We start from the raw sequence: 25,697 nt of genomic DNA, 5'->3' as shown, positions 1-25,697 counted from the left end.
CCACCGTCTCGCTGACGCGGGCGAGAGGTGGATCCCTTTTTCCCGCCGACAACAAAGAGATAGCTTCCTTAACTGTAGACAAACCCGCTAAGCTGGCAGGATATTGAACTTGATTGGGGTCTCCCGCTCGGGGGGGACGAGTGGGCACCGGAGTGACAGGCGGACGTCACCGATGCGAAAGGTAGCTGTAAATCATTGTAAAGTTGGCAATTTTATCACTGGTGGTTTTATGAAGAGTGTGATCTGCGACATCGATGGCGTGCTTTTGCACGACAACAAACTGATCCCGGGCTCAGACCGGTTTATCGAGCGCCTGCTGGACCAGGGGACGCCACTGGTCTGCCTCACCAACTACCCGGCGCAAACCGCCAAAGATCTGGCCAACCGCCTCAACGCCGCCGGGATCCCCCTGTCTGAGGAGCACTTCTATACCGCCGCCATGGCCACCGCGGATTTTCTCTGTCATCAGGAGGGTAAGAAGGCCTACGTGATCGGCGAAGGTGCGCTGACCCATGAGTTGTACAAGAAGGGGTTTACCATCACCGACATCAACCCCGATTTCGTCATCGTGGGCGAGACCCGCAGCTTTAACTGGGACATGATCCACCGGGGGGCGCGCTTCGTGGCGGAGGGCGCACGCTTTATCGCCACCAACCCCGATACACACGGCCCCAACCACTCCCCGGCCTGCGGTGCGCTCTGTGCCCCTATCGAACGGATCACCGGCAAGAAACCTTTTTACATCGGCAAGCCCAGTGCCTGGATCATCCGCAGTGCCCTCAATCATCTCGGAAGCCACGCCAAGGACACCCTGATCATCGGCGATAACCTCAACACCGACATCCTGGCGGGATTTCAAGCCGGGCTAGAGACGGTGATGGTGCTCTCCGGAGTCAGTCGAATGGAGGACCTGGATCTCCACCCCTTCCGCCCCAACCACATCTACCCCTGCGCCGCCGAGATCGATGTGGTTTAAGTGCTCACTGCAGGGCCACCTTCACGGTGATCAGGGCCCGCTCGACCAGCGGGCCTGCCACGTAGCCGCCAGGATCGGACGCCATCTCCATCCGTAACCCTCGCCCAGGCATCGGTGAACCCTGCTCCAGAATCTCCAGCACCGGTCCGAGTGACTGCCCTTCCGGGGTCAGCGCCTGTGCCCGGGCCAGGGCGTCTTTCAGTGCCATCTGGTACAGGACTAAACGACGCTCCGCACCGCCACTGGCCAGGTACTCCGGCGCCAGGATCTCGGTGGCACCGTTTTCAGCCAGCAGCCCCAGCCAGCCCCCCACCTGCTCCGCCTCCACTTCCAGGCTTAGCGTCCGCGTCGCCTCGTAGCCGAGGAAAGTTCGTTCCCCCCGGTCGAAGCGGTATTTAGGCCCGAGCGCGAGGTGCCCCGCCTGCAGCGCGTCGAACGGCGCCTCCCGGCTTCGGACCAGCGTCACTAGCCGCGCCATCACGCTATCTGCCTGCGCCTTAGCCTCCTGCGGTGCGTCGTGCAACGTTTGCACTCGTACAGTGAGCCGCGCCCGATCTGGCATCACCTGCTGCTCTGCCTGCCCCTGAACCTGAATGAAGCCCGTGTCCGCCAGCGTCGGCAACGACAGCAGTACCAGTAACCCGCACCACGCCCCTAGAGTTCTCATCCTCTCCCCTATGGCCCAAAGGCCAGCACACTAACGACCAACGGGCCAAGTCCCCGCCGCAATAAAACGCCGCGGCGACACAGCCCCTTTTTTGGTTAATTCCCCAGCGGCGGCATCGTCAGGGGATCCGGGTAGCGGAAATGAAACCCCATGCTTTGCACCAGCTTATCGCTGCAGATCCTCTTTCCCGGCAGGGGCGCATCACTGAATTCCGGCTCACAAAGGCCAAGCCCAAGGGCTGCACGGGGGTAGAAGTCACCCCGGGTGGGGTGCAAAGGCGCCGACAGGTTGAACGTCTCGCCCCAGGGACCGCGGCTGATCAGGCACTGTATCGCCCCGATCACATCGTCCCGATGGACCAGGTTTACCGGCGCCTCGGCACCCGTCAGTCCCTTGCGCCCGGCAAGGAAACGTCCCGGGTGTCGCTCCCCGCCCACCAGGCCCGATGGACGCAGCACGATCACCTTCGCAAAGCGATCCCGCACCACCTGCTCAGCCAGGCGCATCATCCGGGCCCGGGGGGAGTCGCTTAAGGGGGCCAACTCATCACATTCCGGAAAGGTGGGCCCATCCTGGTAAACCGACGTGGAGCTGACAAACAGCGCCTGTCGGATCCCATGCTCGACGGCCAGCTCCGCCAGCAACGCCATCCGCTCGCCGTAGCTGTTATCCTGCTCCTCCCGACCGGGCGGAACGTTGATTATCAGGGTATCTGCCGCAAACAGGGTGTCCGGCGCGTCACACTGGATCTGCTCACCGATCACCAGCAAAGAGCCGGGGATCCCGGCCTCTGCCAACGCCTGCAGCGTCTCCTCGCGCCGGCCCGACCCGGTGACACCCCAGCCCTGGCTCTGGAGGTGCAGCGCCAGGGGCATTCCCAGCCAGCCACACCCCACGATACTTACTCGTTGACTCATACTTTCTCCTTGTCACACCGTGCCCTGTTCCTGGATAAAGCCCAAGTTGGCCATCTCCCCGCCGCAAGCTTAGTCCACCTGGGTTGCCCAAGCGCCCTGGCCTGGGCCAGTCGCACTCAGTCCTGGGCAGGCCACGCCCCCGATGAGGAGGGGGACGCCGAAGGATCAGGCCTTGCTCAGCTGAGCAAGGCGGGCCTGGAGCCCCGCTTCGTCCATCACCTCGACGCCCAGTTCGGTCGCCTTGGTCAACTTGGAACCGGCCTTCTCCCCCGCCACCAGTACGTCGGTGTTTTTCGACACACTGCTGGACACCTTGGCACCCAACGCCTCCAGTGCCGCCTTGGCGTCGGCTCGGGACATCTGGCTCAGGGTGCCGGTCAATACCCAGGTCTGACCTTTCAGCGGCTGTTCCGATTCCGGCACCGCTTCTATCTCGGGCCAGTGAATGTTGGCACCCTCGGGGTCAATCAGCGTATCCAGCACCTCGATGTTATGGGGCTGACGGAAGAAGTAGAAGATGTGCTTCGCCACCACCTCGCCCACCTCCGACACCTCACGCAAGGCATCCAGATCCGCGCTGCGCAGCGCGTCCAGTGTGCAAAAGTGGCGCGCCAGGTTGGCCGCGGTGGCCTCCCCCACTTCACGGATCCCGAGGGCATAGAGGAACTTTGGCAGGGTCGTCGTACGGGCAGACTCCAGCGCCTTAACCAGCTTCTGCGCCGACTTGACGCCCATGCGGGGCAACATGGTCAGGGTCGAAGCGGAGAGTTTGAACAGGTCCGCCGGGGTATGCACCAGCTCACGATCGACCAGCTGCTCCACCAACTTGTCACCGAGGCCATCCACGTCCAGCGCCTTGCGCGACGCAAAGTGTTTGATCGCCTCCTTGCGCTGGGCCTCGCAGAAGAGACCGCCTGAGCAGCGGGCCACCGCCTCCCCCTCGAAACGCTCCACCTTAGAGCCGCAGATGGGGCAGGCTTCCGGCAGGAGGATCGCCTGAGCGTCCTCGGGCCGGCGATCTTCCACCACCGCCACCACCTGGGGGATCACGTCCCCGGCCCGGCGGACAATCACGGTATCGCCAATTTTCACGCCAAGTCGAGCGATCTCATCGCCGTTGTGCAGGGTCGCATTGGACACCGTTACCCCGCCCACAAACACCGGCTCCAAGCGAGCCACCGGCGTTACCGCGCCGGTGCGCCCCACCTGGAAATCCACCCCTTTGAGCAGTGTCAGCTCCTCCTGGGCCGGAAACTTGCAGGCGATGGCCCAGCGCGGTGCCCGTGCCACGAAACCAAGGCGGGCCTGGTGCTCAAGCCGGTCGACCTTGAGCACCACGCCATCGATCTCGTAGGGCAGTTCCGGTCGCTGCTCACCGATCTTGCGAAAGTAGGCCAGCGCCTGTTCCTCGCCTTCGACCTGCTCCACCAGGGGGGAAACCGGTAAGCCCCACTCCTTGAGCTGCTGCAGCTGATCGTAATGACTCTTTGCCAACGGGGTGCGGGGGGCGTCAACACTGCCCACGCCGTAGGCGAAAAAGCTCAAGGGGCGACGGGCGGTGATGCGGCTGTCCAGTTGCCGCAAACTGCCGGCGGCGGCATTGCGCGGGTTAACGAAGGTTTTCTCCCCCGCTGCCTGGGCCTTCTGGTTCATCTCGGCAAAGCCGGCGCTGGGCATAAAGGCCTCCCCCCGCACCTCCATCACTTCGGGATAATCCTCGCCGTTAAGACGCAACGGCACCGCCTTGATGGTCTTCACGTTGGTGGTGATATCCTCGCCGGTGGTGCCATCACCGCGAGTGGCGGCCCGCTCCAGCACCCCGTCACGGTAGAGCAGGCTGACGGCGATCCCATCCAACTTGGGCTCGGCGCAGTACTGGATCTGGCTCTCCTGAAGCCGCTCGGAGGCGCGCTGGTGAAAGGCACTGAACTCCGCCTCGTTCATGGCGTTGTCCAATGACAGCATCGGCTGCAGATGGGTCACAGGTTCAAAGTGTCCCAGCGGGGCGCCACCGACGCGCTGGGTTGGAGAGTCGCTACGGCGAAGCTGCGGGTGGGCCTGCTCCAGCGCCTGCAACTCCCGCATCAAACGGTCGTATTCGGCATCGGGAATGCTGGGGTTATCGAGTACATAATACTGATAGTTATGCTGGTTCAGCCTTTGGGAAAGTTCTTCGATACGTTGTTGGGCAGTGTCGCTCATGAGAATATCCATCGGGTTGGATCTTAAAAAGGCCGCCGCCGGCGACCTTCTTCATCAATTGGGTTGGGGCCTTACGCCGGGCTTAATTCTGCCCGCCTGATCCGTTCAAGGTAGCGGGCTTCCGCCCCGTCACTCCAAGGCTGACGCTGGTCATCCAGCAACTCGGCGTCATGCAGTGCCGCCAGGCCACGGGCACTGCCCAGCATCATGGAGAAGTTGATGCGGGCATCGGTATGGCTGGGCAGTGTCATAAAGAGCGCCACCCCTTCTGTGGTGAACTGCTCCATATTATCCGGGTCGAAAGTGCCAGGCTGCATCATGTTGGCCAATGAGAACAGGACAGGACCGGTACCGGCGCTGTGCTGATGACGATGAAAGATCGCCATCTCGCCGAACTTGTAGCCCATGGTCGTCAGGTTCGGCAGCAGCTCCTCGCCCAGGATCGGGCCCTTGCGCCCCACCACATGCAGCACCAGGACATCCACAGGCTCCTGGGGCAGCGTCGCCTCCTCCGGCTCTGCCGGGGCGACAGCCTGGGGTTTTTCTTCCTCAACCGACCGGAGCTGTTCGGCCACCGCTTCACCGGCGTCCTTGGGGATCCCGGCGTTCGGTGCCACCGCCGCCTTCTCAGGCGATGCCGTCGAGTCGAGGCGGATCTCCTCTTCCTCCTCCGGCAACGACAGCTGGAACGGGTCATCGCCCATCTCAGGCTCGCGCCGGGCGGGACGCGGACGACTCGGGCGCGGTTTGCTCACCTCGGGAAACTCTTCCTCACCGAGCAAGCTCTGCTGCAAAGGCACTGCGGGTTCTGAGGGGGTCGATGGTGCGGACTTCGGCGTGGCGAGTGGGGTCTGGGGCTGTGGGGCGGACTCGGTGGTCGTCGCCTTCATTGGGGAGGCGGGTTTATCTTTGGCCGTCACCCGCACCGGGCCCACCCCCTCATCGCCTCCAGACAAAGGCTCCACTCGGCTGACCGGCGCCTTCTTGCGGGCCGCCTTGGTGCGCCGGTTCCGGGCGGGACTGCTGTTTCTCAGCGACCAGAAGCCGTGCACGCAGAGCCCGACGATGGCCAAGAGACCAACAACGATAAAGACGATGCGCATGTCATCCATAGTGGTGTTACCCCAAAACTTATCCGGCCGTAGCCATGGCGGCGGCCTGTTCTATATCAACGGCAACGATACGGGACACGCCCGGCTCGTGCATGGTCACACCGGTGAGGCGATCCGCCATCTCCATGCTGACCTTGTTGTGGCTGATGTATATAAATTGCACCGTGGCCGACATCTCCTTAACCAATCGGCAGAAGCGCCCGACATTGGCATCGTCCAACGGTGCATCCACCTCATCCAGCATACAGAAAGGCGCTGGATTAAGGCGAAAAATCGCGAATACCAATGATAAAGCGGTCAGCGCCTTTTCACCACCGGAGAGAAGGTGGATGGTGCTGTTTTTCTTGCCTGGCGGCCGCGCCATGATGGTGACGCCCGCCTCCAGCAAGTCATCATCGGTCAGGGCCAGGTAAGCGCTCCCGCCCCCAAAGACCTTGGGAAAGAGGTGACCCAGATCCGCATTGACCCGCTCAAAGGTCTCCTTGAAACGGGCGCGGGTCTCCCGGTCGATCTTACGAATGGCGCTCTCCAGCATCTCCAGGGCTTCGGTCAGATCCCGGTCCTGGTCATCCAGGTACTGCTTTCGGGCCAGTTGCTGATCATACTCTTCGATGGCCGCCATGTTGATCGCGCCCAAGCGGCGGATCCTATCCCGTACCTTCTCCAGCTGAGTGTTGCACTGGCTCAGCACCATCTCAGGGGTGAGCGTAGTCAGGGCCTGCTGCAGGTCAATCTGCACTTCATGGAGCAGATCTCGCTGCCCCTGTGCCTGTGCCCTCAACCCCTCCCGGGTCAATTGATGCTGGTTGAGCTTCTCGGCGACCTCATTGACCGCAGCCTGTGCCCTCCGCTGCCGTTCATTGAGTGCCAGCAGGGCCTGCTCCAGCGACGCCAGAGCTTCCTGTTGTTCGTTCAGTACCGCCTCAATTTCGCCGCGCTGCACCAGCGCCTGCTCCAACGCTTCCTCGTACTCCTCCCGCGGATAAGCAAGTGCCTCCAGCTTCTGCTGGGACTGCTCCAGCCGTTGTTGCCATCCCTGCGCCGCCTCACGAGCCTGCACCTGTCGCTGAGCCAGCCCCTGCAACCGGGTCTCCACCTGCTGCTGACGAAGCTGCCCCTGCTGCAACTGACGGTTAACCTCGCTCAGCTGCGCTTGCTGCTGCTTAAGGTTTTCACGCTGTTGCTCGCGTTGCTGCTCGATATCCGCCAAAACCTGTTGAGCCTGCTCCAGCAGCTGCAATTGGGCTTCGCGCTGCTCATCCAGCTCCCACTCCTTCTCTGCCAGGAGCTCCAATCGCTCCGCTAACCCGGCTTGCTGCTCATCGGTAAACGCCCGCTGCTCACGCTGCCGCGTCAACTCCCGATCCCACTGTGCCAGCGTCACCTGGTGATCCCGAAGCTCCTCCTTGATTCGCTGCAGCTCGCTACGCTGCTGCTCAATCTGCCGCTTGTCGTTAGCGCAACCCAGGTCCGTATCCTGCAACCGCTTTTCGACGGTGGTCAGGCTGGCCACCACTTGCGACAGTTGCGCCTCTGTCTCCTGTTGCTGCGCCAACAGCGCAGTGAGTGGCGGCGACTCCGTGCTGCCCGGTGCGATCTCAAAGCCCCGCCCCAGCCAGCGTCCATCCGACAGGACCATCGACTCGTGGGGATCACACTGGGCCAGGCGCTGTTGTGCCAGCTCAAGGCTGTCGGCGCAGTAGACATGACCAAGCCAGGGTTCAAGGTTAAAGGGGCTGTCGACGCACTCAAGCAACCTGGGCCACGCCCGATGGGTATTATCCTGAGGGAAAGCAGCTTCTGCCGGCACCGGGGCAAGCCGGGACAGCCCCGCAGGCAGGGGGAGTTCATCGGCGCCGATCACCGCCTGCACCTGCGCACCCAGCACCTGCTCCAGGGCAGCTTCCCAACCGGGCATCACCTGGATCTGCTGCCAGGCCCGGGGCAGGCGATCGAAGGGGGCCGGCAACTCAGGTTGCCGCGCCTGGATCAGGGTCTCAAGGGAGTGCAACCGCCCCGCCAGTTTGGCCTGCTGCTCCTGGCCCGCTGCGCGCTCTGCCTGCGTCGCCTCCCGCTCCCGCTCCCGGCCGTTAGCCGCTTCGGTGGTCTGGTCAAGGGTGTGCTGTTGAAATGCCAGCGCCTGCTCACTCTCTGTGATAGCCGTGACCAGGACCTGCCGGCGTGCGCTCGCCTCGGACTCGTTGAGCCACTGTGAAGACTGTGCCTGCAACTGCGCCTGTTGCTGTTGGATCTGTTGGCGCTCACGCGTGATCGCGGCACGCTCCACCTGGTTAACCTGGAGCGTTCGCTCCGCCTGCTCTTTGTTCGCTCGCTGCTGCTCCCGGCTCTGCTCCAACCGCTCGGACTGGGCCATCTGCCGCTCCAGCGCCTCCTCCAGGAGCTGCGCCTGCTGCACCATCTGCTCGGTCTGCGGTGCCTGCTCAATCAACTCCGCCTCCAGCGCCTGCTGCTCCTCAATCAGAATGGTCAACTGGGCTTCGCTTTGACCCTGGTCCGACTGGAGCTGCCGGATCCCCTCCTCCAGTTGCTGAGCCTGCTGACGGGTATGCAAAATCTGCTGTTCCAGACGGGTCACCGTGGCACTGCCCTGCATCCATTGCTGTCGCTGCTGTTCCAGTTCGGCGGTGAGGTCGCTCTTCTGCTGTTGCAGCCGCACCAACTCAGCTTCATCACCGCTCACCGCATCCTGGCGCTGATCCTTTTCACGCTCCAACTCGGCAATCCGACCGTCGAGTCCACTGATCTGTTCGGTCAGTTCCCGCCACTTCAGCGCCAGCACCTGCCCCTGAAGGGTTTGCTCCTCCGCTTTGAGGGTACGAAAACGACGCGCGGCTTCCGCCTGACGATGGAGACGCTCAATCTGGGCCGCCAACTCTGTGCGCACATCCTGCAGCCTCTCCAGGTTCTCCCGGGTGTGACGGATCCGGTTCTCCGTCTCGCGACGCCGCTCCTTGTAACGGGAGATCCCCGCCGCCTCCTCGATAAATACCCTCAGCTCCTGAGGCTTGGACTCGATCAGCCGGGAAACCGTCCCCTGCTCAATGATGGCGTAACTGCGCGGCCCCAGGCCGGTCCCAGCAAAGAGATCGGTAATGTCACGGCGGCGGCATTTGCTGCCATTGAGAAAGTAACTGGACTGGGCGTCGCTGTTGACCTGACGTTTCACCGAGATCTCGGCGTAGCTGCCATATTGCCCCTGGAGGCGTCCCTCGCTGTTGTCAAACACCAGCTCGACGCTGGCCACCGACGAGGCTTTACGACCGGTGGACCCATTGAAGATCACGTCCGTCATCGCGTCGCCACGAAGGTTTTTGGCGCTGCTCTCCCCCAGTACCCAGCGCACCGCATCAATCACGTTGGATTTGCCGCAGCCGTTGGGCCCGACAATGGCGGTCATGGCATCGGGAAAGGGCACCTTGGTGGGGTCGACAAAAGATTTGAAGCCAGCCAGCTTAATAAGTTTCAGCCGCATGAGGGGCCTGGGCATCTCAGTTGAGAATGGGAATTCCGCCACTTTACCAAAGCCTTCAATGTTTTGTAACAGCCTGAAATCCGAGTCATGTTGACCCGGTGGCGAGGATCACAACACAATGAGAGTTCCCTCATCCTTATGGTTGGAGATCATGCGAGAACCGGTTTTTCCTCAAGGCGCCAGCGGCGCGCAGTATTTCATCAAGGGCTTTGAACTGATCCGTCAACCGGGGCTGCGCCGATTCGTTGCGCTTCCCCTGGGGATCAACCTGCTGCTGTTTTCGTTTGCCTTTTACTGGCTGTTTCAGCGTATGGGCGTCTGGATCGAGCAAGTGGTGGCCTGGCTGCCGGAGTTTCTGGGATGGCTGGATGTGGTGCTCTGGCCCCTGGCGGTGGTGACCGTGCTGATCAGCGCGTCCTTCCTTTTCAGCGCCATCATGAACTTCATCGCCGCCCCCTTTAACGGCCTGCTGGCGGAGCAGGTGGAGAAAAAATTAACGGGCCAGGCGCTGGATACCGGCGGCGTAATCGACCTGATCAAGGACACACCGAGGCTGATTGGACGGGAGTGGACCAAATTGATGTACTACCTGCCCCGGGCGCTGCTGTTTGGCCTGATCCTGCTGTTCGTGCCGGGGATCGGCGCCGTGATCTGGTTCTGCTTTACCGCCTGGATGCTCTCGGTGCAGTACCTGGATTACCCGTTTGATAACCACAAGGTGCCCTTCAGCCGAATGCGCGATGCCCTATCGATGCAGCGCTGGCGCAGCTTCAGTTTCGGCGCCAGTGCCGCCGTGATGGCGATGATCCCACTGCTCAACCTGGTCCTGATGCCCGTTGCGATCTGCGGGGCCACCGCACTCTGGGTGGACCAGTACCGGGAGGTACATGGGCGCTTTGACGATCTGCCGTAACGCTCAGGAGCTCCACCCGTCGCCGGCGTGTTGACCCCCGCCGGTTGACGTGGCCGAACCCGGAAGCAGTCAGCGGGCAAATACCCCACAAGAGAATGCCCGGGCGCAGAAACGACAAAACCCACCTCGAGGGTGGGTTTTGTACTGTATGGCGGTCAGGGAGAGATTCGAACTCTCGATACGTTGCCGTATACACACTTTCCAGGCGTGCTCCTTCAGCCACTCGGACACCTGACCAATTTTTTGCTGAGACACTCTGCCGTGTCAGCGGGCGTAACTTTACGTCCTGCCCCCCAAGGGGTCAAGCGCCGATCCGCCTCTTTTCGTGCGTTTGGGCACAACTTCACCAATTCCCTTCTTTTGCGCCCCCTCTGCCGCCCCTTTTTTAACCCGCAGAGACTGTCGCCGAGTCCAAGAAGAGAGCGCTCGCCTGCCATTATCGGGGTAAAGGGGTCATCCGCTGAAAAAAAAGCGGTGCGCTGCTTAAAATGGATTCGATCAACTTTCTCATATCTATCAATCGCCTGGTCCCAACCACCGGCCACACTTGCAACGTTATTCCAAATACACGGCCGCTAATTACGATTGGGCATAAGGAATGCTGAAACGTCACTTCCCCCATCGAGCACAGCGGATAAGCTAACATCAGTTAGCCCGTCTACAGCGAAGGAAACAGCAGCTATGGCAAAGATTTACGATGACAACTCTCTCTCTATCGGTAACACCCCCCTGGTTCGACTGAACCGGGTCACCGAGGGCACCAATGTGCTGGCCAAGATCGAGGCACGCAACCCCTCCTTCAGCGTGAAATGCCGGCTGGGCGCCAACATGATCTGGGACGCAGAGAAACGCGGAACTCTGGGCGAAGGTAAAGAGATCATCGAGCCGACCTCCGGCAACACCGGCATCGCCCTGGCGTTTGTTGCCGCCTCCCGGGGCTACCCCATCACCCTGACCATGCCCAACACCATGAGCCTGGAACGTCGTAAACTGCTCAAGGCCCTGGGCGCAAACCTGGTGCTGACCGAGGGTGCAAAGGGGATGAAAGGCGCCGTGGCTAAAGCGGAAGAGATCCGCGCCAGTAATCCGGACCGCTACGTCCTGTTGCAGCAGTTCGAGAACCCGGCCAACGTAGAGATCCATGAAAAAACCACCGGGCCGGAGATCTGGAACGACACCGACGGTGCCATCGATGTCTTCGTCGCCGGCGTGGGCACCGGTGGTACCCTCACCGGCACCAGCCGCTACCTGAAACTGACCAAAGGGAAAGCGATCCACACCGTTGCCGTGGAACCTGAGGACTCGCCGGTAATCAGCCAGGCCCTTCGGGGTGAGGAGCTCACTCCTGGCCCCCACAAGATCCAGGGGATCGGTGCCGGCTTTATCCCCGGCAACCTGGACCTGGAGATGGTGGATGAGGCGATCACCGTGGGTAACGACGAGTCGATCGCCATGGCACGTCGACTCATGGATGAAGAGGGGATCCTCGCCGGGATAAGCTCCGGAGCCGCCGTGGTCGCGGTCAATAAATTGCTGGCCGCCAAGCCGGAGCTCAAAGACAAGACCATCGTCGTAGTGCTGCCCTCCGCCGCGGAGCGTTACCTCTCCTCGGCCCTGTTCGCCGGCGTCTTTACCGACGCGGAAAACGTGCAGTAACCCCCTGCTGCACCCTTGCCTTGAGAAAGCGGCCCATGGCCGCTTTCTCTTTATCTGTGTGAACACTCCCCTTTACACCGCTTCCTCACGAACACGAGCGAGTCATTTTCGGCTTGGAATTGACCAGCCGTGGGGGTAACAGTATCCTTTGCGCCCAAAGCCACCACCCAACCCACCGTCCGAATCCATGCAGCAACGCGACGTTACTATCAGGGCACCCCACGGGCTTCACACCCGTCCAGCCGCGCTTTTGGTTAAAGCGGCCCAGCAGTATCCCTGCGACATCACCATCCATAGCGACGGCCGTCGTGCCAGTGCCAAAAGCCTGTTTCGCCTCCAGACCCTGAACCTGCGCCAGGGCACCACCATCCGGTTGTGCGCCGAGGGGCCACAAAGCGATGAGGCGGTCGAGACGCTCGCCACCCTCCTGGCCGAACTGACCTAACTCCAAGGATCCCCGGCATGTCCAAAGTCTTCAGCGCCATTCCCATCAGTCCCGGCATGGCGCTGGGGCAGTTACACCCCTGCGACAGCCAAAGCCCCCCTCCTGCCAAGGCCGCCGAGCTGGATCTGGACACCCTCCTGCAGCAGGAGTTGTCGGCACTGGACACCCTGCTACTGCGTCAGGACCTGACCCCCAGTGAACGTCAGTTGCTTGAGGCGGATCGGCTGCTGCTGGATGATGGGGAGCTGCGCCTTGAGATCCATCATCGGCTCGATGCCGGCGACGCCCTCCATAGCGCCATCGGCCAGGTCTTAGGGGAACACGCCGACCTGCTGGCCACCCTGGACGATCCCCAGATGCTCAAACGCAGCCGCGACGTGCGCAGCCTTGGCCAACGGATGGCTCGGCGCAGTCGCGGAGAGAGCCTTTCCCTGCCGCAAGACCTCGCCGAGAACACCATCCTGGCGGTGCCGGAACTGACTGCGGCGGAGTTTATTCAACTGCCCAAGCAGCACCTGTCTGGGCTGATACTGGCCCAGGGCACCAGCACAGATCACCTGGCCATCTTGCTTCGCAGCGCAGGCCTTCCGGGGATTGTCCTGGAGGATGCCTGCCAGCGTCTCTGTGCGGGCCCGGTCCTGCTCGATGGCGATGCGGGCCAGTTAACGGTGGCGACCCAGGCGTCGGATCAGGCCCTGTTTGCCGATGCCATGACACGATGGCGGCAACAGCAGCGACACTTTGACGAACGGCTGCCCCAACCGGCGGTCACCGGCGACGGTGAACGCGTCTGGCTCTTTGGTAACATCGGCAGCGACGAGGAGGCCGCCCTAATCCCCAAGACGGGCCTGGACGGGGTCGGCCTGCTGCGTACCGAGTTTCTCTACATGGCCGAAGGGGGTTGGCCCAGTGCCGAGCGGCAATACCTGCTCTACCGGGCCATCGCCCGGCAATTGGAGGGGCGGCCACTGGTGATCCGAAGCTTTGACTTCGGCGCCGACAAAAATTTACCGGGACTGGCACTCCAGGAGCCCAACCCCGCCCTTGGGGTGCGGGCGATCCGCCTCGGCCTGCAGCAGCCGGAACACCTTAAGACACAGTTCGAAGCAGTTGTCCGCCTTGCCATGGAGTACCCGGTCAAGCTGTTGCTGCCGATGGTCAGCCTGGTCGAAGAGCTCCATGCCTTGCGCCGGGTACTGGATGAGGTCAAACAGCGGCTACGCATGACACCGGACCTTCCCCTGGGCATGATGGTGGAAACCCCGGCCGCTGCCTGCTGCCTGGAACTGTTCGCCCCCTACCTGGACTTTGCCAGTATCGGCAGCAACGACCTGACCCAGTACTGCCTCGCCGCCGACCGGCTCAACCCCAGGGTAAGCCCCCACTACCCGGCCCTGAGCCCCCCCCTGTTGCGGATCCTCCGTTACTGCTGTGGCACCAGCTTACGCCATGGACTGCCCCTCTCCCTGTGCGGTGATCTCGGTGCAGACAGCCGGGCCATCTGGCTACTCCTGGCGATGGGCCTCAGGCAGTTAAGCATCCCGGCGGGCCAATCCGGCCCAGTCAAGCACCTCATCCACCAGTACCGGCATCAACAGGGCCGGAAACTGCTTGAAAAGGCGCTGGAATGTGACACCTGCGAACAGCTCAATACGCTGTTAAATGATTGTCTCGCTGCGGGATTATCAGCTACCATTGGATCAAATTTCGCGCCACCATCTTAAAAATACAAAGGCATGTAAATGGGTTTTCTCAGTAGATTGCGTAGGATAGTGGCCAACCGGGAAACCCCGGTGGATGGGGTGGATATCCTCGCACCGGTTTCCGGGCGGATCGTCGCCATCGAAGACGTTCCCGACGTGGTCTTCTCCGAGAAGATCGTCGGTGACGGCATCGCCATCGATCCCCAGGGCAGCCAGGTGTTGGCGCCCATCGACGGCACCATAGGCCGTCTCTTTGATGCCAACCACGCCTTCTCACTGGAGTCCCCCCTGGGACTGGAACTCTTCGTCCACTTCGGCATCGATACCGTGGAACTGGGTGGTGCGGGCTTTCGCCGTCTGGCCCAGGAGGGTCAACAGGTCAAAGCCGGCGACCCCATCCTGGAGTTCGATCTCGACTATCTCAAAGAGCACGCCAAGAGCCTGCTCACCCCGGTGGTGATCGCCAACATGGAAGATGTCGCTTCGATGGAGAAGGATGAGGGCGAGGTGATCGCCGGCCAAACGCGGATCCTTCGGGTCGAGCTCTAACTCCTGATTCAGGGCTCAAAAGCCAGCACGCAGGAGCCCCTTTTCTTCCCTCCCCCAGCTATCCAAAGTACGGCCTTGCAGCCAACGCAGCGCCAATGCAACAATGCCCGACACATTCCGAAAACAGGGACAGCGTCGAATGATCCTCTATGGCATCAAGAGTTGCGACACGGTAAAAAAAGCACGTAAGTATCTGGAACAACAGCAGTGGAAGCATGACTTTCACGACTTCCGTAGCGACGGACTGGAAGCGGATCTGGTGGCGTCCTGGCTGGCCAAGGTGGGACACAAGGTGCTGCTTAACACCCGCTCCACCACCTGGCGTACCCTGGATGACAGCGACAAGGCCGATATGGATAACGAGAAGGCTAAAGCCCTCATACTGGCCCATCCGACACTGATAAAGCGCCCGGTGCTCGCCGCCGGCAACCATATCCTGGTGGGCTTCAAGGCCGCCGACTACGATCGCTGGATCACCCAGTATGGCCAGTGAATCCCAAACATCGGCTGTTGCCGATAGCGAACTGCTCGAACTGGCCTGTGACCTGATCCAACGCCGCTCCGTGACTCCCGAGGATGCAGGCTGCCAGACCCTGATGGCGGACTACCTGGCCCCTCTGGGCTTTGAAATTGAATCCATGGTGTTTCATGACACCACCAACCTCTGGGCACGCCGGGGCCAGCAGGGGCCGCTGTTCTGTTTCGCCGGGCACACCGATGTGGTGCCTACCGGCGATGAGGGGCTCTGGAAAACGCCCCCCTTCGAGCCCACCATCATCGACGGCATGCTCCATGGGCGCGGCGCCGCCGATATGAAAGGCTCCCTCGCCGCCGCCCTGGTGGCCACCCGCCGCTTTCTTGAAGACCACCCGGAGCACGCCGGCAGCATCGCCTTCTTGATCACCTCTGACGAGGAGGGCCCTTTCATCAACGGCACCGTCAAGGTGATCGAGACTCTGGAGGCGCGCCAGGAGAAGATTGACTGGTGCATCGTCGGTGAACCCTCCAGCACCAAGTTGCTTGGCGATGTGGTGAAGAACGGCCGCCGGGGTAGCCTTACCGGTAACCTCACCGTCAAGGGGGTGCAGGGCCACGTCGCCTACCCCCACCTGGCGGACAACCCGGTTCACCGCGCGGCGCCCGCCCTGGCGGAACTGGCGCAGACGGTTTGGGATCAGGGTAACGACTACTTCCCCCCCACCAGTTTTCAGATCGCCAATATCTCCGCCGGCACCGGGGCCTCCAACGTGATCCCCGGCACCCTGGAGGTACAGTTCAACTTCCGCTTCTGCACCGAAAGCCATGCCAATACCCTGAAGGTGAGGGTGATGGAGGTGTTGGATCGCCACGGATTGGAGTATGACCTGGACTGGATCCTCAACGGTGAGCCCTTCCTGACCGGCGAGGGGGAGCTGCTCACCGCCACCTGTGAGGCGATCGCCGAGATCACCGGGCGGCAGACGGATCCCCAAACCAGTGGCGGCACCTCCGACGGGCGTTTCATCGCCCCCACCGGAGCCCAGGTGGTCGAACTTGGCCCCTGTAACGCCACCATCCACAAGGTGAACGAGTGCGTTCGCATCGCGGACCTGGAACAGCTGGCGCTCTGTTACCAGCGCATCATGGAGAAGCTGTTGTGTTAAAAGGGGATGCGCTGCTTGGCTTAAGTGATGACCACCTGGTCAGCTGTCAGGGACAGAGGTTGGAGCGACGCACCGCCCGGGCGTTCGAAGCGCTGTGCGAGGGAGCCGGACAAGCCGGCTTCCAGTTAGAGATAGCCTCAGGATGGCGCTCCTTCGAGCGCCAGTTGGCGATTTTCAACGGCAAAGCCCGGGGCGCCCGGCCCCTGATGGATGCCCACCAGCGCCCCTGCGATGTCACCCTGATGAGCGATGCGGATATTCTCGACGCCATCCTCGCCTGGTCTGCCCTGCCCGGCACCTCCCGCCATCATTGGGGCACGGACCTCGATATCTTTGATGCCAGCGCCCTGAGCCGGGATGACCTCCGTCTGGAGCCCTGGGAGTATGACTCAGGCGGCCCCTGCCATGAGCTCAGCGAATGGTTGGAGCAGAATATGGCGGACTACGGCTTCTACCGGCCCTACCGGGCGGACCTCGGTGGCGTCAAACCGGAACCCTGGCACCTCAGCTACGCCCCCATCGCCGTGCCGAGCCTATCACAGCTCGATGCGGAGGCCTTGGCAGCCCAGTTGTCCGAGGTGGAGATCGCCCTCAAACCCACCATCTTGGCCCAACTGCCGGGCCTGCTTGAGCGCTACTGCTATCGCATCTCTGCGCCCTAGTCCCGCTTCACTCCAGGTCAAACCGGGGCCACGCTGTCTTCTATAATTTGGCACAACGCCGGTTACAGGACAGCGGTATGATCTTTGTTACAGGTTGGGCCGTCGAAACGGCCAAGCGTTCGATGCCCCTTTTCTTCGCCCTCAAGGAACACCCCCTGTTCCAACTAAAACCTCCAATGGGGTGCCAGCACCTCTCCCATGGCGACCCGCTTCTTAGCCAAGAGTTCGATCTTCTGATCATCCAGGACGACGCCCTTCCCCAGCAGCAGCTCGAGTGCCTCGTCCTGCTACTCCCCGCTAAGACCCGCCTGATGTTGCTTGGCCACCAGCCCAGAATGACTGTGCTCAACCGGCTTATCGGGCACAACTTTTATGGCTGGCTCGGGGGCTATGAGCGCCAGCGGGATCTGAACCGGCTGGCAGCGTCCCTGGCCAACGGGGAGCTCTGGCTACCCCGCAGCCTCGCCAGTGAGATGCTGAAACTGGCCCTGAACCCAGAGTCAAAACCCCCTGAAACGGGCAAAGCGCCGAGCCTTTGGGAGTGCCTGACAGAGCGGGAGCGGGAGATCAGCGAGAATGTGGTGAAAGGATTCAGTAACAAGGAGATCGCCAAACAGCTGACCATCAGCGAGCGCACCGTCCATACCCACCTGGCCTCGGTGTTTCACAAACTCGGGATCCACCGGCGCACCCAACTGAGTCGTCTGCTGCAAATACAGCGCCCGGATCTTGGTTGACCCCAGTTTTACAACGGTGTTCATAGCAGCGCGCCCTGCAATGGCACTCACAGCACCGTCTTGAAACGCACGTCACAGCCAGAACCACTGGGATTTATCACATATAAAACAATGCGTTAGACAAATGTAAGTAATTTTGCCTAGTCCCTCTTACTCAGAGATATCTCTCCCGTCCCGACATACAGTTTCCGTAGCGAATGCGTCCCCGATTCTCATCCTCAGACACGACCTTTTTCCGGTCGCGGCTAAACGCGTTTGCTGTCATCAAATTCATGACCCGCATCGATCCCGTTGCAGGACTTCTTACTGGTTTTGTCAGGAGTAGAAACGATGAAAAGCAGTCCAGTCAAAACGCCGCTGGTAGGTGGGAGCTCTTGCTCCACAGCCTGCCAGCCCACCATTACGACCTCCCGATGTCATCCTCTTCGCGCTCTGGTGCTTGGCACCTCACTGACTTTGGGCGCGTTGATGAGCTTCGGTGTCCACGCCGTCGATCCCATTGCGGGGTATGACCCTGTAGCAGACGCCCCGAGCAACGCCTACAGCTTCGATTTCGAGGGTTGTAACCTCGACAAGAGCACCGAAACGACCTACGACCCAGGCAATGGTGTCTTCTACTGTGACAACGACTACCTAACCGATCCCGGTTGGCCGGATACCGGGGACTCCTACACCGACGGGAACCTCGGCAAGCAGTGGGAAGAACTCGATGAGGTACCTCACCGAATCGGGACAGACTCCTCCGGCGCCGCCAGTGCAGAAACCTACAAAATTGTGATAGGTGGCGACAACAAGATCGTCATGGATCCCACCAACCTTGAGATCGGCTACGACCGGATTACCGTGTTAGGCCTGGTCGAAGAGCTTTCCGACGCAAGTTGTGTTGTGACTGAGGAAGGTCCCAACCAGATCGGCGATTTTGGTATCGGTGGTGCCTACAACCAGGTGGTTCAGGTTGTGGAGATCACCCAAGACCCCGATACGGTATGCGTGATCGACACCACCTTCCGCCTGGCGATCGGATCCAGCCTCATCAGCGGTTCCAGCAACCGGGCCTTCGTGGTCGCGGGTACGGGAGATCAGAGTATCCCCATCCCCTCGGACGTTCAGCCGCAGGTGCTCAGCAAAACCATGAGTGCCGTGGAGGACAGCACCATCAAGTGGTCATTGAGTAAATCCGCCGATCCGGTCAGTTTTGGCTTTGGCAATACCTGTGACCTCGAAGACAGTGAACTGAGCAAGGACGTGAGCGTCGAAATTAAGCTCACCAAGGGCGAAACCCAGGCCGACTCCCTCACCGCCACAACCGTCATCTCCGCCACCAACCCCTCCAGTCGCACCGTGTATTACACCTGCGAAGACAAGGTCTATGGCGATGAACCCAACGATGCACAGGGAGAGATCCTGGTCGCTACCGTGTCCGGTTACGAGTTCGAAGTTGCCGCCGGCAGCATGGTGAGCCCGGAAATCGAACATGAATTGGCCGCCGGTACCCGGGATATTCGTAATGAGCTCAGCTGCATTATTGAAGTCGATGATATCTTGGGCGGAGGTGCCATCGTTGCGGGCACTCTTGCCGCCGAGTACAGCCTGCCCAACGGCGACATCGCCCCCGGTGACACAGTAAATCAGCAAGTGGTCGTGACGGACGTCGAGAAGATCAGTGCCGGTGCGGACTACTATGACTTCTACACCGATGACCCCACCGGTGCCAGCGGCAGTTTCCTGGACTACACCCCAACCAACAGCACCAATGGTCCGGTCACCTGGCAGTCCGTTGCCTTGAGCGACAGTGCCACCATCACCTTCACCAAGACCGTCAGCGTGGAGAAAGGTCGGGATGTGGATGGAACCCTGGAGGACACCGCCAGTATCAAATTGGCGGAGAATGTCACCGTAGATGCCTCGGCGAAAACGGACTTCACCACGGATCCCAAGATCGATCTTAAGATCACCAAAACATTGACCATCTCCATCAGTTCCGACACCGACTGGGTGTTTACCGTCAAGGACAGTAGCGGGCAGCAGGTTGCCAGCAAAACCATCACCATCCCTGGAGGCAGCACGTACGGCGAAGCCCTGATCGAGAACCTACCTCCCGGCGACTACACCGTCACCGAGCAGGCCGCTAACGGCTGGAATGCGCAAGGAGCCAACCCGAAAATGGTGTCGCTCGTTGCCAACGGCCCGGAGAGTTGCAGCAAGACCGTGGCCTTCACCAACCAACCCGCGGCTAACTTCTTTGCCGATATCCAAGGGCGCAAAGTCACTTTGCCGGTACTGGACCCCAGTGCACTCTCCTGGGACTTCCTGCTTGACTATTCGCTACCGGGTGGAGGTGCAAGTACCGCCGAGGATGATACGCTCTCCGTTGGCAGTAACGATAACTTCGCGTCATTCGACCTCAGTGGCGGAGTGTTCGCTGCCGGTGCCGATGAGGGGCAGTACAAGATCACCGAAACAGAAAAAGCCGGCTGGGTTCAACAGAAAGCGCTGGAAACCCTGGTGGTTTCGGGCTGTTTTGATACCAGCCTGAACAAGACAACACAGGGCGAAGATGCGTGCATATTCAGCGTCGCCTATCTGGCGCAGCTCGGGTGTACCTTCCAATGCACCATCACCAACATCCAAAACGGCAAGATCGTGGTTAAGAAACTGACAGAGCCGACCACCTCAACGCAGGAATTCGCCTTTGGCGGTGCGTTGGTGGGTAACCTTGGCCATAACGAGACCCTGGAGCTGGAAGTGCCCCCCGGTCAGTACACCGTCACAGAAACGGAGGTCGCCGGTTGGGATCTGACCGACATCAGTTGCCAGGAGGCCGTCGTAGGGAGTGCCGGTGCCAGCAGTGGCAACCTAGGAACCGCCACCGCGACCTTCAATGTGGACCCGGGTGAAACCGTCACCTGTACCTTCACCAACGTGGAGCGTGCCATGGTTGACGTCACCAAGACAGAGCGCAACGGCGCCCCGTCGATGGATTTCCACTTCGAGATCCGCAAGGGGGCCAGCACCAGCAGTGACGGCACTGTCATCGCCAAAGCGACCACCACGACAACGGTCTACACCGAGGTGGACTTCGCGTGTTTCGCCGGCGAGCCGGATTGCGAGGATGTAGGAGGGGTGGCCAAGTTGTTGCCTGGTGACTACCAGTTCTGTGAAACCGGCGTGCTGCCGGGCTGGACGACCAGCATCATGAACTACTTCGTGCCTAACTCTCAGAGCCCTGAGGCGGATAACAGTACCTACTGTGTCAACTTCACCCTGTCGGCCGGCGAGAGTCGATCCTTCACGGTGGATAATACCCCGCCCCCAGAAGGTGACGCCCGCACCATCGGCTTCTGGAAGAACTGGACCGGCTGTGACGGCAAAGGCAACCAGGATCCTGTACTGGATGAGACCCTGGCAGCGGCCGGTGGCACTATCTTCCTGGGGATCGATGACCAAGACCAATATGGCTATGCGGTCACCGACTGTGAAAGCGCGGTTTTGGTACTGGATAAACGGGATACCAGTGGTCATAAACAAGCCAGCGATCCCTGCTTCAATGCGGGCTCACAGCTCCTGGCGTCCGAACTGAACGCCGTTGCCGGCGCCGGCTGTGGGGAACTAACCACACTCCAGAACGCGACACACCAGGCGCTGGAGGACGCCAAGTTCAAAGGCGACGCCTGCTTTGGCAAAGGCAAAGACAAGGATGGTGGTGCGTTGGGTGCCCTGCTCAACACCCTTGCCGGTCAACTGGATGACTACAACAACAACATTCCAGGTGCCGTCTGTAACTAAGACAAAACCGGGATAACCCAAAGGCGGCTCATATGAGCCGCCTTTTATTATCTCGATATTTTTTCACTTTTTTATTTTGCTCGCAGCGAGAAACCGCTCACTTCACCAGCGACAGGATGCTCTTAAAGGCCGGGTCATCGCAGCGTTCGGTCAGCTCAAACAGCGCCATCTCCACCGAGGTGAGATGGGCCCCGAGGCGCTGCATCCGCTCCAGGCCGAGCCGGCGATTCAGCGGGGTGCGGGCATCCACTCCGTCAACCACCACATCCACCTCGAACCCCGCCTGAAGCAGTTGGGCCGCAGACTGGTAGACACAGACATGGCTTTCAATACCACACAGCAGCAGTTGGTGGCGGCCGCTGACGGCCAGATCGGACATCAGCTCAGGGTCACCGCCGACGCCGAAACTCATCTTTTCATAGCGTTTAACCCCATCCAGCAGCCGCTGCAGCTCTGAGTGAGTGGGCCCCAACCCCTGGGGATACTGCTCTATCCAGAAGATGGGCAGCGACAGCGCCTGTGCGCCCTGGATCAGGGTCGCCAGGTTTTGGATCAGACGGTCCGGCTCGGTCATGGTGCGGGCCAGTTTGCCCTGAACATCGACCAGCATCAGCGCTGCCGTTTCTCTTGATAACATGCCACTCTCCTGTTCCGGACCGACACCAAATTTAGGCCATTCCCCTTATCGCGGCAAAATCGTTGTGATGATTGAAGGCAAGCCAGAGTCGCGGTTAAGTAATTCAAATCCCTGCTTCTCTCCAATTCATCCTATCTCACCCTATCTCGTCCCCAGCGGCATCCGCCGAGCAGCTCGGCGGTTGACGCCGAATCCGCCCACCGAGATGCCCATCACCGGGTGGTTGTGCCGTTCACTCAATCGATTTTTATCCCAGGCGCACGCCAGCCAGGGGCATCCGATTTCTCCCCTTGCCGAAACAACATTCGCATGCGTATGATAAAACTTGGTTTTGTCAGCAAAGGAGCGCCCAATGGCCAATCGTAAGAGCAGCAATAAACGCACCCGACAGATGATCAAAGATCTGGATCGTCAAGCCCGCAAGACCACGCCCGAAGAGGCAGAAAAGAGCAAGGCGGCGTAACTTCGCTCGGTTTACAAAGAACTCCGGGGGCCGAAAGGCCCCTTTTTCCTTCCCCTTGCCGCGACTTCCCTCTCTGCTTTTGTTTCTGAGCGCCTTTTTCTCGGCCCCTACCCTTTTGCCTCGCGCAGATCAAAACCGAACTCACTCTTTGGCAACAGCAAAACCCTGCCGTGCCGTATCCGGTACAACCGGTTATTAGTTCTGCCCGGTCATGGCGTTTTTCGGCCCCGGTCGCGAACCAACGCGATGGCCTTAACGGCCGGGGTCTGCCATCATCCTACGCCGCCACTGTCAGGCGGGCCTGCCAACGAAAGAGCAGGCCAAGGTGCTGGCAACCGTGCTCCTTAACGATAGAAAGCGTGCAAAAACAGGCAGGTTAATAGAGCGAACCTTGTTATTTACCCTTTGATCAGCGATAACTTGCGGTAGTTTTCTCAATCAGAAGCGCACATCATGACCGCGACACTGCAGGGCCTGCTGCCCTTTCTTACCTACTTCGGTACCGGCCTGGCTGCCATGGTATTGTTCAAGTTCCTCTACGCCCTGCTGACCCCGTACGACGAGTGGACCCTGGTGACGCAACAGAAAAACACCGCCGCGGCCATCAGTATCGGCGGTGCCCTGCTCGGCTTCACCCTGGCCCTGGCAGCGGCCGCCAGCAACTCGGTGGCCTACAACGATTTCCTGATCTGGGCGGGTATCGCCATGGCGGCACAGCTGTTGACCTTTACCCTGGTCCGCTTCGTGGTGCTGCCCAGCATCGTCGAGAAGATAAAAAACAATGAGATCGCCGGTGCCGTGGTACTGGCCAGCATCAATATCAGCGTTGGCCTGTTCAACGCCGCCTGCATGACCTACTAGGAGAGTGCATGAAACGCAGTAGTAACGTTCGGCGCGCCCGATTCCGAAAATCCCTGCCCACCGCCTCTGCCGTAGCCCTGTCCGTTACGGTGGCCCTGAGTGGCTGTTCACCGGCCCCGAGACAGGAGGAGGCGCAGATCTATCGAAACGCCGCAGAGTGCAAACAGGTCTATCCGGACCAGCCTCAACTGTGCGACCAGGTATTTGGCTCCGCCCAGATGGACCACCTGGCCACCGCGCCCCGCTTCGATGGCCAGGCCCAGTGTGAAGCGGACTTCGGGGTGGGCAATTGTGAGCCGGCTCCGGAGAACCCCGTCAGCCAGGCCCCGATGGATCCCCAAACCGGCGGAACCACCCAGGCCTCAACCGGTGGCGGCTGGTTCATGCCGATGATGATGGGGTACATGATGGGTAACCTGATGGGAGGCCGTGCCCCGCGCCAGGCCCCCGTCTACAGCTCCTCCGCCCCCAACTCCCCCATCAAGGACAAGATCGTCACCGGAAAGGGCGATGTCGTGGGTAATCGCGGTGATCGTACGGTTCGGGCGGCGCCCTCCGCGTTCCAGAAACCCTCTGCCCCCACCCGGGTCACCCGGACCGGGGGGTTTGGCACCATGGCCGCCCAGAAAGCCCAGGCCAGCCGAACCGGCAGCCGCACCACCAGCCGCAGTTTCGGGGGTTAGATGCAGCGTCACCTGATCACCCCCCGGGACCACTGGCAGGCCCAAGCCCAGGAGTACGGGTTTGATTTTCATACGATGTATGGAGAACCCTATTGGGACGAAAGCCGCTACTACGCGTTCACCCTTAAGCAGATTGAGAACGACATCGAAGCCCCCACCGAAGAGTTGCACCAGATGTGCCTGGAGGTGGTGGATGAGGTGGTCAACAACGAGAACCTGCTGCGCCGCTTCGCCATTCCCGAAGCCCATTGGGACCTGATCGCCTCCTCCTGGCGACTGAGGGAGCCGAGCCTCTACGGACGGATGGATCTGGCATACTCGGGGACGGGCCCAGCCAAGTTCCTGGAGTACAACGCGGACACGCCCACCTCGCTCTACGAGTCCGCCTTTTTCCAATGGCTGTGGCTGGAGGATCGCCTCAAGGATGGCACCCTGGCCCCCGGCAGCGACCAGTTCAACGGGATCCAGGAAGCGCTGATCGCCCGCTTCGCCGAGCTCAAAACCCAGTGGCCGCCGGTTCCCCTTCACTTCGCCAGCTGCGAAGAGAGCATCGAGGATCGCGGCACCGTCCAGTACCTGGAGGATTGTGCCGCCGAAGCAGGGTTCGACACCCGCTACACCGCCATCGAGCAGATCGGCCTGGGCCAGCAGGATCAGTTCGTGAGCCCGGATGGCGAGGATATCCGCGCCTGTTTCAAACTCTATCCCTGGGAGTTCATGTTGCGGGAGGAGTTTGCCCAGCATCTGGCCAAGGCCAATGTGCGCTGGCTCGAGCCCGCCTGGAAGTCGGTCCTCTCCAACAAGGCGATCCTGCCGGTGCTCTGGTATCGGCATCGCGGCCACCCCAACCTGCTGCCCGCCTACTTCCCCGATCACCTGGACCAGTGCGATGAGCAGCGGCTGGTGAAAAAGCCCCTCTACTCTCGTGAGGGCGCCAACATCGAGATCCTCGACCAGGGCAAAGTGATTGAACGCTCCGGAGGGGAGTATGGCGAAGAGGGCGCCATCTACCAGGGCTTTACCGATCTGCCCCGCTTTGATGATGGTCAGGGTCAGGTCGATCACGCCCTGCTGGGCAGCTGGGTCGTTGGAGAGAGAGCGGCTGGCCTCTCGGTGCGGGAGGATCAAAGCCGCATCACCCAGGATCTCTCCCGTTTCATCCCTCACTGTATCCTGCCCTGAGGGGCGACCCGCCGCGTTTAGTTACCCGGCGTACAAGAGCGCATCACCAGGCGGCCCTATCGGGGCCGCCTTTTTTCAACGGCCTCCATACTCGCGGTTGCACGGGTACGTTGATTCGTGATTCCTGTCCACTAAGTCTCGTCCACTAAGTCCTGCCGTTCTGGCAACAGCAAAGAGCCACATCCGGCTCCGGCACCCAAACCCTTGGCGTCCTCTTCCAACCCCGGTTTCGGGGCCCCTCGGAACCGGCCCCTGCACTGCAGTTATACCCAGCCACCCACTGAGTTACACAACGAATGATTCGTACCGGTATCATTTTTAAGGGATCGCATCACCCAATGCCGTCTTGATTACGCTTTCGAACGAAACGTTCCCCGCTCTCCCGAGGAAAACTCAAGAAGATCTCCTCG

Annotated in this window: 20 protein-coding genes and 1 tRNA gene; 14 read left to right on the top strand and 7 right to left on the bottom strand. The window is 60.8% G+C overall.

Annotated elements, in window-relative coordinates; genetic code table 11:
• Window positions 1–229 precede the first annotated feature (229 nt).
• Complete coding sequence (locus tag ABD997_RS06545; protein ID WP_345316205.1) at window positions 230–976, top strand: HAD-IIA family hydrolase; 747 nt, start codon at window positions 230–232, stop codon at window positions 974–976.
• Window positions 977–980: 4 nt separating this feature from the next.
• Here ABD997_RS06545 and ABD997_RS06540 read toward each other — a convergent pair whose 3' ends face one another.
• The 5 genes from ABD997_RS06540 to smc all read right to left on the bottom strand — a co-directional run bounded on the left by ABD997_RS06540 (window position 981) and on the right by smc (window position 9,367).
• Window positions 981–1,643, bottom strand: coding sequence for an SIMPL domain-containing protein (locus ABD997_RS06540; RefSeq protein ID WP_345316204.1), 663 nt, complete (start codon window positions 1,641–1,643; stop codon window positions 981–983).
• A 95-nt stretch (window positions 1,644–1,738) separates the two neighbouring features.
• On the bottom strand, window positions 1,739–2,560 hold the full coding sequence (locus tag ABD997_RS06535; protein ID WP_345316203.1) for an SDR family oxidoreductase: 822 nt from the start codon (window positions 2,558–2,560) through the stop codon (window positions 1,739–1,741).
• Between the two features lie 165 nt (window positions 2,561–2,725).
• Window positions 2,726–4,762, bottom strand: a complete 2,037-nt coding sequence (ligA, locus tag ABD997_RS06530; protein ID WP_345316202.1) for an NAD-dependent DNA ligase LigA — start codon at window positions 4,760–4,762, stop codon at window positions 2,726–2,728.
• Window positions 4,763–4,833: 71 nt separating this feature from the next.
• Window positions 4,834–5,874 carry a cell division protein ZipA gene (zipA, locus tag ABD997_RS06525; RefSeq protein ID WP_345316201.1) on the bottom strand — a complete coding sequence of 347 codons (1,041 nt, stop codon included), beginning with the start codon at window positions 5,872–5,874 and terminating at the stop codon, window positions 4,834–4,836.
• Window positions 5,875–5,893: 19 nt separating this feature from the next.
• Complete coding sequence (gene smc / locus ABD997_RS06520) at window positions 5,894–9,367, bottom strand: chromosome segregation protein SMC (protein WP_345316200.1); 3,474 nt, start codon at window positions 9,365–9,367, stop codon at window positions 5,894–5,896.
• Window positions 9,368–9,518: 151 nt separating this feature from the next.
• Here smc and cysZ point away from each other — a divergent pair, with 151 nt between their 5' ends.
• Complete coding sequence (cysZ, locus tag ABD997_RS06515) at window positions 9,519–10,280, top strand: sulfate transporter CysZ (RefSeq protein WP_345316199.1); 762 nt, start codon at window positions 9,519–9,521, stop codon at window positions 10,278–10,280.
• Between the two features lie 149 nt (window positions 10,281–10,429).
• Here cysZ and ABD997_RS06510 read toward each other — a convergent pair.
• A tRNA-Ser gene (locus tag ABD997_RS06510) sits at window positions 10,430–10,517 on the bottom strand.
• A gap of 444 nt (window positions 10,518–10,961) precedes the next feature.
• Between ABD997_RS06510 and cysK the strand changes: the two genes are divergently transcribed.
• The 9 genes from cysK (at window position 10,962) to ABD997_RS06465 (ending at window position 21,461) form a co-directional block, all read left to right on the top strand.
• Window positions 10,962–11,936 carry a cysteine synthase A gene (gene cysK / locus ABD997_RS06505; protein WP_345316198.1) on the top strand — a complete coding sequence of 325 codons (975 nt, stop codon included), beginning with the start codon at window positions 10,962–10,964 and terminating at the stop codon, window positions 11,934–11,936.
• Window positions 11,937–12,123: 187 nt separating this feature from the next.
• Window positions 12,124–12,381, top strand: a complete 258-nt coding sequence (locus ABD997_RS06500; protein ID WP_345316197.1) for an HPr family phosphocarrier protein — start codon at window positions 12,124–12,126, stop codon at window positions 12,379–12,381.
• 17 nt (window positions 12,382–12,398) lie between these two features.
• On the top strand, window positions 12,399–14,105 hold the full coding sequence (locus ABD997_RS06495) for a phosphoenolpyruvate--protein phosphotransferase (protein ID WP_345316196.1): 1,707 nt from the start codon (window positions 12,399–12,401) through the stop codon (window positions 14,103–14,105).
• Between the two features lie 18 nt (window positions 14,106–14,123).
• Window positions 14,124–14,633: a PTS glucose transporter subunit IIA gene (gene crr, locus ABD997_RS06490; protein ID WP_345316195.1), complete on the top strand. Its 510-nt coding sequence runs from the start codon at window positions 14,124–14,126 to the stop codon at window positions 14,631–14,633.
• A 139-nt stretch (window positions 14,634–14,772) separates the two neighbouring features.
• On the top strand, window positions 14,773–15,126 hold the full coding sequence (locus ABD997_RS06485; RefSeq protein ID WP_345316194.1) for an ArsC family reductase: 354 nt from the start codon (window positions 14,773–14,775) through the stop codon (window positions 15,124–15,126).
• A complete protein-coding gene (gene dapE, locus ABD997_RS06480; RefSeq protein ID WP_345316193.1) occupies window positions 15,116–16,276 on the top strand; it encodes a succinyl-diaminopimelate desuccinylase in 1,161 nt (386 codons plus the stop codon). The genes ABD997_RS06485 and dapE overlap by 11 nt, the downstream gene beginning before the upstream one ends.
• Window positions 16,270–16,938, top strand: a complete 669-nt coding sequence (locus ABD997_RS06475) for a M15 family metallopeptidase (RefSeq protein WP_345316192.1) — start codon at window positions 16,270–16,272, stop codon at window positions 16,936–16,938. The genes dapE and ABD997_RS06475 overlap by 7 nt, the downstream gene beginning before the upstream one ends.
• Before the next feature lie 77 nt (window positions 16,939–17,015).
• Window positions 17,016–17,675 carry a helix-turn-helix transcriptional regulator gene (locus ABD997_RS06470; RefSeq protein ID WP_345316191.1) on the top strand — a complete coding sequence of 220 codons (660 nt, stop codon included), beginning with the start codon at window positions 17,016–17,018 and terminating at the stop codon, window positions 17,673–17,675.
• A 468-nt stretch (window positions 17,676–18,143) separates the two neighbouring features.
• A complete protein-coding gene (locus tag ABD997_RS06465; protein ID WP_345316190.1) occupies window positions 18,144–21,461 on the top strand; it encodes a prealbumin-like fold domain-containing protein in 3,318 nt (1,105 codons plus the stop codon).
• A gap of 97 nt (window positions 21,462–21,558) precedes the next feature.
• On the opposite strand, the gene ABD997_RS06460 is transcribed toward ABD997_RS06465, so the two are convergent.
• The gene (locus ABD997_RS06460) at window positions 21,559–22,098 is read right to left on the bottom strand and encodes an isochorismatase family protein (RefSeq protein ID WP_345316189.1); all 540 of its coding nucleotides are present in this window, start codon (window positions 22,096–22,098) and stop codon (window positions 21,559–21,561) included.
• A 916-nt stretch (window positions 22,099–23,014) separates the two neighbouring features.
• Between ABD997_RS06460 and ABD997_RS06455 the strand changes: the two genes are divergently transcribed.
• From ABD997_RS06455 to ABD997_RS06445, 3 genes are read left to right on the top strand one after another with little or no spacing between them, the layout of a single operon-like run.
• Window positions 23,015–23,422, top strand: a complete 408-nt coding sequence (locus tag ABD997_RS06455) for a DUF350 domain-containing protein (RefSeq protein WP_345316188.1) — start codon at window positions 23,015–23,017, stop codon at window positions 23,420–23,422.
• 8 nt (window positions 23,423–23,430) lie between these two features.
• Window positions 23,431–24,105, top strand: a complete 675-nt coding sequence (locus ABD997_RS06450) for a DUF1190 domain-containing protein (protein ID WP_345316187.1) — start codon at window positions 23,431–23,433, stop codon at window positions 24,103–24,105.
• Window positions 24,106–25,287 carry a glutathionylspermidine synthase family protein gene (locus tag ABD997_RS06445; protein ID WP_345316186.1) on the top strand — a complete coding sequence of 394 codons (1,182 nt, stop codon included), beginning with the start codon at window positions 24,106–24,108 and terminating at the stop codon, window positions 25,285–25,287.
• Window positions 25,288–25,697 lie beyond the last annotated feature (410 nt).

The sequence above is a fragment of the Ferrimonas gelatinilytica genome, from assembly GCF_039544205.1.
GTDB lineage: Bacteria > Pseudomonadota > Gammaproteobacteria > Enterobacterales > Shewanellaceae > Ferrimonas > Ferrimonas gelatinilytica.
The sequence above is the reverse complement of the archived record's forward strand: the minus strand, read 5'-3'. Positions and strand labels throughout refer to the sequence as shown.